The organism is Thermomonas beijingensis, from assembly GCF_020034655.1.
Taxonomy (GTDB): domain Bacteria; phylum Pseudomonadota; class Gammaproteobacteria; order Xanthomonadales; family Xanthomonadaceae; genus Thermomonas; species Thermomonas beijingensis.
Map to the genome: position 1 here is coordinate 1 of NZ_JAIQDJ010000055.1, position 587 is coordinate 587.

General features: G+C 62.9%; 1 pseudogene. It reads right to left on the bottom strand.

The window, feature by feature from the left end:
• Nucleotides 1-587, bottom strand: a pseudogene (locus K7B09_RS13125) (RHS repeat protein); the annotation flags it as partial.

Sequence of the window (587 nt, forward strand, 5' to 3'; positions counted from 1 at the left end):
CTGCGTAGGCGGTTGCCGTAGTCGAAGGTATAGCCGGTGCCGTTTTTGCTGGCGAGGTTGCCTTGCAGGTCATAGGTCAGTGCGGTGAGCGCCGGGCTGGCGTTGCCGGTGCATTGCGGGCCGCTGCGCACAAATGCCACTTGGTTGCTGGCGGTGTAGCAGTAGTACTGCGTGCGTGGCAGGCTGCCGCCGCTGAGGCTGACTTGGGTGAGGTTGTCCAGCGCGTCATAGGCGTAGCTGGCGGTGCCGAACATCGGCGAGCTGGCACTGGTGAGACGGTCGAGGGCGTCGTAGGCCATCGTCTTGGTTTGTCTTGCGGCAGGGGTGTTGTCGGTGATGGCGGTGACGTTGCCGTTGGCATCGAACGTGGTGGCCAGCTTCAGGACGCTGCCGTCGGTGCTTTGACTGGGCAGTTGGCGTGCGTTCTGGGTCATCGTGTGCACGATGCCGTTGCCGTAGGTGAACTGCCTGAGGGCACCGTTGGCGTAATAGCTGGCATTACTGGCCAGGGTGTATGTCGTGCCAGCATCGGGGCGTGCGCTGATGGCGGTGGTTTGGCCCAAGGCATTGACGGTGTAATTCACCGC